The sequence below is a fragment of the Mycolicibacillus koreensis genome (genome assembly GCF_002104795.1).
Taxonomy (GTDB): Bacteria; Actinomycetota; Actinomycetes; order Mycobacteriales; family Mycobacteriaceae; genus Mycobacterium; species Mycobacterium koreense.
Window position 1 is genome coordinate 120,782 of sequence record NZ_NCXO01000006.1, and the last position, 7,697, is coordinate 128,478.

The 7,697-nt window shown below is 67.2% G+C and carries 7 protein-coding genes; 2 read left to right on the forward strand and 5 right to left on the reverse strand.

Translation table 11 applies throughout. The features are described 5' to 3' along the window. Positions 1 to 2: 2 nt before the first annotated feature. From B8W67_RS04630 to B8W67_RS04645, 4 genes are read right to left on the reverse strand one after another with little or no spacing between them, the layout of a single operon-like run. Positions 3 to 1,154 carry an acyl-CoA dehydrogenase family protein gene (locus tag B8W67_RS04630; protein WP_085302447.1) on the reverse strand — a complete coding sequence of 384 codons (1,152 nt, stop codon included), beginning with the start codon at positions 1,152 to 1,154 and terminating at the stop codon, positions 3 to 5. Further along, positions 1,155 to 2,384 carry an acyl-CoA dehydrogenase family protein gene (locus B8W67_RS04635; RefSeq protein ID WP_069390892.1) on the reverse strand — a complete coding sequence of 410 codons (1,230 nt, stop codon included), beginning with the start codon at positions 2,382 to 2,384 and terminating at the stop codon, positions 1,155 to 1,157. It lies immediately after the preceding gene. Positions 2,385 to 2,425: 41 nt separating this feature from the next. Continuing rightward, the gene (locus B8W67_RS04640; protein WP_069390891.1) at positions 2,426 to 3,142 is read right to left on the reverse strand and encodes an acetoacetate decarboxylase family protein; all 717 of its coding nucleotides are present in this window, start codon (positions 3,140 to 3,142) and stop codon (positions 2,426 to 2,428) included. Further along, positions 3,135 to 3,971 carry an SDR family NAD(P)-dependent oxidoreductase gene (locus B8W67_RS04645; RefSeq protein WP_085302449.1) on the reverse strand — a complete coding sequence of 279 codons (837 nt, stop codon included), beginning with the start codon at positions 3,969 to 3,971 and terminating at the stop codon, positions 3,135 to 3,137. Before B8W67_RS04645 ends, B8W67_RS04640 begins: the two co-directional genes overlap by 8 nt. A gap of 78 nt (positions 3,972 to 4,049) precedes the next feature. Between B8W67_RS04645 and B8W67_RS04650 the strand changes: the two genes are divergently transcribed. After that, positions 4,050 to 4,538 (forward strand): TlpA family protein disulfide reductase, encoded by a 489-nt coding sequence (locus tag B8W67_RS04650; protein ID WP_085302465.1) that lies wholly within the window; start codon positions 4,050 to 4,052, stop codon positions 4,536 to 4,538. 37 nt (positions 4,539 to 4,575) lie between these two features. Next, entirely contained in the window at positions 4,576 to 5,412 is an 837-nt protein-coding gene (locus B8W67_RS04655; RefSeq protein WP_372507421.1) for a crotonase/enoyl-CoA hydratase family protein, read from the forward strand. 27 nt (positions 5,413 to 5,439) lie between these two features. Here the strand turns inward: B8W67_RS04655 and B8W67_RS04660 are convergent, their stop codons facing one another. Continuing rightward, entirely contained in the window at positions 5,440 to 7,047 is a 1,608-nt protein-coding gene (locus B8W67_RS04660; protein WP_069390888.1) for a PPE family protein, read from the reverse strand. Positions 7,048 to 7,697 lie beyond the last annotated feature (650 nt).

The window sequence follows — 7,697 nt, forward strand, 5'->3', positions numbered from 1 at the left end:
ATTCAGCGGCCGTCGACCAGTGTTGCGTAGCGGTTCAAATGTCGGTCGCGGGTGCCGAATTCCGATTCGATGGCGGTGAGCCTCTTGAAATAGTGACCGACCGCCAACTCCTCGGTCATGCCCATCGCCCCATGCAACTGCACCGCGTTCTGGCCGACGAAACGGGCGGCGCGCGCGACGGTGGCTTTCGCCGCCGACACCGCCCGTGCCCGTTCACGCGGCTCGGCATCGAGCTTCAAGATCGCCAGATACTGTGCGGCGACGGCCTGTTCGACCTCCATGTACATGTCGACCATCCGGTGTTGCAACGCCTGGAACTGCCCGATGGGCTGACCGAACTGCTGGCGCTGCTTGGTGTAGTCGACGGTGTCGGCCAACACTCGCCGCAGGCAGCCCACCGCTTCGGAGACCACTGCGGCGGCCCCTTCGTCGTAGGCACGCTCCAACGACGGCCACGCCTGCCCCTCGTCTCCGAGCAGCGCCTCGGCGGGCAGGCGCAGGTCGGTCAGGGTCAGATCCGCCGCGCGACGGTCATCGATGGTGCGCATCGGCTGCATCGCGAGGCCCGAAGACAGGGCGCCGGGCGTGATCTCGACCGCGAACACCGAGATGCCGGCGGTGTCACGACGGGACCCGCCGGTACGTGCGGTCACCAACAGGTGGGTCGCCAACGGTGCCGCGGACACCAGGACCTTCTCGCCGTTGAGCACCCAGTGCTCACCGTCTCGGCGGGCTGTGGTGCTGATGTCGTGCCAGGCGCCGCCGGAGGTCGGTTCCTCGGCGGCCAGGGCGACCACGGCGGTGCCCGCTGCGATCTGGTGCAACAGGCTCTGCGTACCCGGCCCGCCGGCGCGCTGCAACAGCCCACCACCGAGTACCACGGTCTCGACATAGGGTTCGATCACCAGGGCGTGTCCGAGGGCCTCGGTGATGATCATCAGCTCCGTCGGGCCCCCGTCCAAGCCCCCGAGCTCCTCGGGGAACGTGGCGCCGAGGATGCCGAGTTCGCCGGCGAAGGCCCGCCAGATCTCCGGCTGCCATCCGGGGCCGGTTTTGGCCGCCGCGCGACTGTCCTCCATCGTGTAGCGGTTGGCGAGGAATCTCGTGACGGTGTCTCGCAGCAGCTGCTGTTCGTCGGTGAATGTGAAGTCCATCTAGAGCCCCAATGCCGCTTTGGCCAGAATGTTGCGCTGAATCTCGTTGCTGCCGGCGTAAATTGATCCGGCGCGGTCGTTGAAGTAACGCAGGGGTGCGACCGCCTGCCACGGCTCGCCACTGACGTAGCCGTCGGGCGGGGCCACGAAGTCCGGCACCGGGCCACCCGGCATGGTCGCGTGCGGCTGGTAGGCGCGCCCGCGCGGTCCGGCCGCTTGCAGGGCCAGTTCACTGATCGTCTGACTCAATTCGGTACCGAGGACCTTCAGCATCGAAGCGGCGGGTCCGGGGTCACGGCCCTGCGCCAGCGCGGTGATCGTCCGGAACTCCAGGATCTCCAACACCTCGGTGCGCACCTGGGCGTCGGCCAGCCTCAGCCGGAACGCCGGGTCGGCCAGCAGTGTGGTTCCGCCTGCCGCCGGCTGCTCGGCCGCCTGGGTGGCGACCTCGTCGGCCCAAACCTGCAGCATCGGGGCCATCGCACCGCCGCGTTCGAAGTTGAGCAGGTATTTCGCGACGGTCCAGCCGTCGTCGATCGCGCCGAGCACGTTGGTCTTCGGCACCCGGACGCCGTCGAAGAACACCTGGTTCTGGACCTCTTCGCCCGAGGTCATCACCAACGGCTGGATCTCGATGCCCGGGGAGGCCATGTCGATCAGCACAAAGGTGATGCCCTGCTGCTTCTTGGCGGTGCGGGTGGTGCGCACCAGACAGAAAATCCAGTTCGCCTCGGTGGCATGGGTGGTCCAGATCTTGCTGCCGGTGCAGATCAGGTCCTCACCGTCATCGACCGCGGCCATCGACAGCGACGCGAGATCTGACCCGGACTCCGGTTCGGAGTAGCCCTGACAGAAGAAGACCTCCCCGGTGAGGATGCGCGGCAGGAAGTAGTCCTTCTGTTCGTCGGTGCCGAACCCGATGATGGCGTGGGCGACCATTTTGATCCCCATCGGGGAGAGCAGCGGCGCACCGGCCAGGGTGCATTCCCGGTTGAACAGGTAATGCTGGGCGATCGTCCAGTCGCAGCCGCCGTAGCGCACCGGCCATTCCGGGGCGGCCCAGCCGCGCTCGTGCAGGATCGCCTGCCAGCGCATGCTGGCCTCGTGGTCGGCGTACACGCTGGTCATCAGCTGGCCGGCGCGGCGCAACTCGGGGGTGAGCTTGGCGTCGAGGAACTCGCGTACCTCGTCGCGGAACGCGATGTCCGCAGCAGACCAGGTCAGATCCATCAAAGCTCCTTATCGTGATTCGATCGCGAATCGGTTGCGCCTCACCGGAAACGAGGCTCGTCCAGAGTGAAGGACGCCGAGTCGATGACGGCTCCGAGATGGCGACCAGGACGCAGCCAACTCGACAGGGTGCCAGCCGATGTGACGGTGACGTTGACCAGCGCCGGCCGTACACGTCCGGTGAAACGCAGCCGGGACTCCCCGATGCTGCCGTCGCTGAACACTTGACGGGCGGTCCCGGAGGCTTTGACCGGGACCGACGGGCCCACCAGCACCCGTGGGCGCGCGCTGACCTGCCACTGCAGCGCATCGTCGCCGTGGGCGGTCATGGTTGCGTTGGCGGCGGGTTCGCCGTCGAATCGGGCCAGGGTTTTGGGCATGGCCCAGTTGGTGCGGCCGCCGACCAGGCTCGCCGCCGAATCGACGGCCATGAGCGCGACGGAGCCCCACGGCGTGATCCCGCTGCGGGACCCGACCAGCCCCAGCACCTCGTCGTAGGGGCCGACGGGGGTGTCGGTGTAGCGAACGAAACCACCGACCGTCGCCAGCGCCGAGTTCGTGGCGAGCGCCGAGGGCAGCGCAGCCGCCGCGGCGCGACCGCCTCGCGCCAGCCAGACCACCGCCGAGCACCGGCAGTGCCACGGCGCCGGCGCGGTGTTCTGCGGCAGGCGCGCCAGCAGCGCGCTGCTGAGCATCACCTCGGGGATTCCGGGCAGGCCGCTGAGTTCGATGCGGGTCTGGGGTGCGCCGTCACTCATCGCGGCCCTCGATTCTGGCCCGGTAGGCGGCTCGTTGGGTGTGGTCGATTCCGGCGGTGACCTTTTCGCCGCCGGCGAGGCGGAACACACCGTCGACCAATGCGGTGGGAAGAACTCCGGTGCCGCGCGCGATCCAGCCGACCGGCCGGGGGACGAACACCGTGCGCGAGGATCCGCGACGCAACTCGGTGATCGCCGCGCGCGCCACGTCGTCGGGGTCGACAACCATGAAACGTTCCAGAAGTCGCGGCGGCGTCATCCCGGCGATGAGTTCGGTGCGCACGAACCCCGGGCAGATCGCCGAGATCACAACGCCGCTGGTCCGCCATTCCTGGCGCAGCGCCGCACTGAATCCGATGACGGCTGATTTCGTGGCGCAGTAGGTGGCGGCGTTCGGCGAGCTGATCGCCCCCATCACCGAGGCGATGTTGAGCACATGGCCACGGCCACGATCGGCGAAACGGCGCCCCGCGAGCCGTGTGCCGGTGATCATTCCGAGCAGGTTCACCTCCACGGCGCGGCGAATGACGTCGGGGCTCTCCGCCAACAGCGGCCCGATCGGCATGATTCCGGCGTTGTTGATCAAGGCGTCGAGCCCGCCGAGCTCGGTGGCGGCCTCATCGAGGAACGACTCGAAGCTCTCCGGATCGGTGACGTCGAGGTGCCGGCCGACCGCGCCCAGGTCCGTCGCGGTCTGCATGACCGCCGCATCCTGGATGTCCCCGAGGGCGACCCGCGCGCCGGACGCGGTCAGTGCCTGCCCGAGCGCCCGGCCGATGCCCTGTGCTCCGCCGGTGATCGCCACCCTCAGCCCTGTGACCTGAGTCATTTCTTCAGACTCTCACACCCGAGAATCGGCTCGACAGGAGCGGCCCCACCACCGGCAGACGCGCCTACTGTGGAAGCCATGACCGTGTCCTCGGATTCGACTGCGCTCGCCCCCGAGCTCGATGTCTGCGAATGGTTGGGCACCCCCGCCCCGCTGGCGTCGTCGCGTGGTCGCGTTGTGCTGGTCGAGGCGTTTCAGATGCTCTGCCCGGGCTGCGTGCACTACGGGCTGCCCCAAGCGATACGGGTTCATCGGCATTTCCCGCAGGTTGCGGTGGTCGGCCTGCACACGGTGTTCGAGCACCATGACGTGACCGGGCCGGAGGCGTTGAGAGTCTTCGTCGCCGAGTTCGGCCTCGACTTTCCGATCGGTATCGACCGCCACGACGACGGACATCGCATGCCCGCCACCATGCGCCGCTACCGGTTGGAAGGCACTCCGACGACACTGCTGATCGATCGTCAAGGCCGACTGCGCTTCTCCCAGTTGGGCACTGTCGATGATCTGGCGCTCGGGGTGCTCCTCGGCGAGCTGCTCGCCGAGGACGATCCCCACTCGACCGCGTAACCCATTTCCCGTTGTCACCGTCTGGAGGAGCGTTTCCGTGACCGTCAACAACCCCCGGCAATCGCTGAGTGCCGCCGACCGCGTCGTGACGTCGGTACGTGATCAGGTCGCCTATGTCACCTTGAATCGCCCCGACAAGTACAACGGCGTGGATTTCGCGATGCTGCGGGGGCTTGTCGCCGCAGCCAAACGAATCGAGAAGGACCGTGATATCCGCGCGGTGTTGCTGCAGGGTTCAGGTTCGGCTTTCTGTGCGGGACTGGATTTCTCGGTGTTTCGAGAGGAGTCCAGCCTCAGCCAGCTTCGGGCCGCCGGCAAGTGGCCGGGCAAGCGGACCAACCTGTTCCAGCAGGCCATCTGGGTGTGGCGCACACTGCCGGTTCCGGTGATCGCCGTCGTCGACGGCTACTGCTACGGCGCGGGATTCCAACTGGCCCTGGCCGCTGACTTCCGTTACACCACGCCCGATTGCGAATTCTCCATCATGGAGGGCAAATATGGCCTGATCCCCGACATGACCGGATCGGTCACACTGCGTGAACTGGTGCCGATGGACATTGCCAAGCGCCTGACGATGACCGCCGAGGTGTTCGATGGGCGGGCGGCCAAGGAGTACGGGTTGGTGACCGAGGTCAGTGACGAGCCTCTCGCTGATGCCGAGGCGTTCACCGCGCAGTTGCTCACCCGCTCCCCCGACGGACTCGCGGCGGCCAAACGACTGTTCCACGACACCTGGACTCGCCCGCCCCGTCGGGCGTTTTGGACCGAGACGGTGCTGCAGTTGCGGCTGATCACCGGCGCCAACCACAAGATCGCCCGCAAGGCGGCGGCATCCAAAGACCAGCCCCGGTGGCGGCGACGCAGTCTTCGGTGATCGTTCAGCGGCCGTGGCCGCGGTCGGTCATTCCGGCGGAGTAGCGCCGTGCCAGCTGCCCGGCATCATGGGCATCCGATGCGGGCCCGACGCAGTGTCGTCGACGATGGAGGTGAGTCCCGCCGGGGCTGCCGCCGCGGTTGCTGTGCCCGCAAACCCGACGTTTTGTGCACCTACCCCGGACGCGACGACCCTCGCACCGCCGGGAGGACCCTCGTCGGGTCCCGGCTCGAGGTCCATGTACTCATAACCGCGACCCACCATGGTCATTTTCTTGCGACGGCGGCGCCGTTGGCGCTCCTCCGCCGGTTGCCCTGTCGCCGCCGGTGCTTCCTGGTCGGCTTCCTCGGCAGCCGGTGCCGGTTTGCGGCGCCGTTGCGCGTCGCGCGATCGCGCACTGACCGCGGTCGCAAGATAGGGATAGATCGCGTTGTGGGCGGCCATGGTGGATTCCGGGCCCAGCACCGGCGCAGGTGGCGGTCCGGGCGGTGGCGGTGCTGTCGAGGGCAGCACGGGCGCGCTCGGTGGCGGCGGGGCCGGGGTGGTCGGCGCCGATGGCATCGTGGGAGGTGGCGACGGTGGTGAGCCCGGCGGCGGCATCGGCGCCATCGGAGGTGCAGCCACCGCCGGTGGCGCCGGAGTGATCGCCCCCAGACCGGCGAGGCCGGTGAGACCGGCGGCCGGCGCCGCGGCCGCGGGTGCGGCCACCATCGGAATGGCTGCCAGCCCGGCCGAGTAGATCGGGTTGGCGGTGATGAAGGTGCCTAGCATCGCCGGGTTGTTGAGCACGATCCAGGTCAAAAACAACGTCCGGTGCACGATGAATTGGGCACCGAGGAAGAACATCGCCTGGGCGAGCTGCGCCGGGTTTCCCGAATACGCGGAGAACATCTCACCAATGCGAGGAAGGAATTTGACCAAACTCGGCGACATCTTGCCGAACGATCCCGGATCGAATGGATTGAACTGGGGAGGGAAGAGTGCGTGATACCAATCCTCGAGACTCTGGGGAATATGGTCACCCATCATCCAATACATTGGGGGCTTACCACCGTTCGCCGGATCGCCCGCAGGGGGTGACATCCCGTCCATATCGGTCTTCATGACCATCGGGGCCGGTGCCGTCTGAGGGGTCGCTGTAACCGCAGCGGTGTTCACCGCGTGGTACGCGGTCATCGTTGCCGCGGCTTGGGCCCACATCCGCAGGTAATCGGCTTCGTTGACCGCGATCGGGATGGTGTTGATCCCGAAGAAGTTCGTCGCGAGCAAGACGCCATGCACGACATGGTTGGCGGTCAGTTCGGCCATCGTCGGCATGGCGGCCAGAGCCGCCACGTACGAGGACGCGGCCACCTCATGTTGGGCTGCCGCCACCGCGCTTTTGCCGCTGGCCTCGGTCAACCAGGCAAGAAACGGCATGTGCGCTGCCCCGTAGGCGGCCGCGCTGGGCCCTTGCCAAGCGGCGGCCTCGACGTCACCGAGCACGGTCGTCAATTCGGCGGAGACCTCGGCGTACTCGGTACTCAGCGCCTGCCAGCTGGCCGCCGCCGCCTGGAGAGCGCCGGGACCCGGCCCGCTGGAGAGCAAGATCGACCAGACTTCCGGCGGGCTGGCCATGAAGATCGGCGCGGTCACGGTAGATCCTGCTCCGCATGCGATGACATCGGTCGCCGACTCCTCTCGGCCAAGCCCGCCCAGCATCGCTTCGGCGCTGCGCCATCACCGCGACCGGCCGTGGACAGGGGCTGCCGATCGGCGATCCACGCCCGTCAGAATCGGGGAAACACCCGTGGACACGGATGAATTCCTGCGTTTCTTTCGCAGTTGCGGAGTCTATCGCAAATTGGACCGCAGATCATCGCCGGGAACCGACGGACACCGGACGGGCAGGAAAGTCCTCGCCGACACACAGACAAAGCAGACCCCCCACCTCGGCACGAGGCCGGGATGGGGGGTCTGGACGGGTTGCGCCCCGTGGAACGCTATGCGGCGTGCGGCACGGTGTGCGACGAGGCCGCGGCCACCGGGACCGCAGGTGCTTCGTGGTCGGACTCGTGGTCGGATTGGGCCGGCTGGCGCCAATGCGTCAGCAAGAACCTCAGCCACCGAATGTCGATTAGCATTTTGTGATCATCCTTTGGTTAAGCGGTCTTGGTGAGGAGGGGCAACAACCGACGCCGTTGGTGCATGGCATCGAGGAATTGGTGGCTCTTCCCGATTCAGAGTGCGTTGATCCGGTCTTGAAGTTGGCCGGAGTGGATCAGGGATCGCAGGATGTAGTGGTT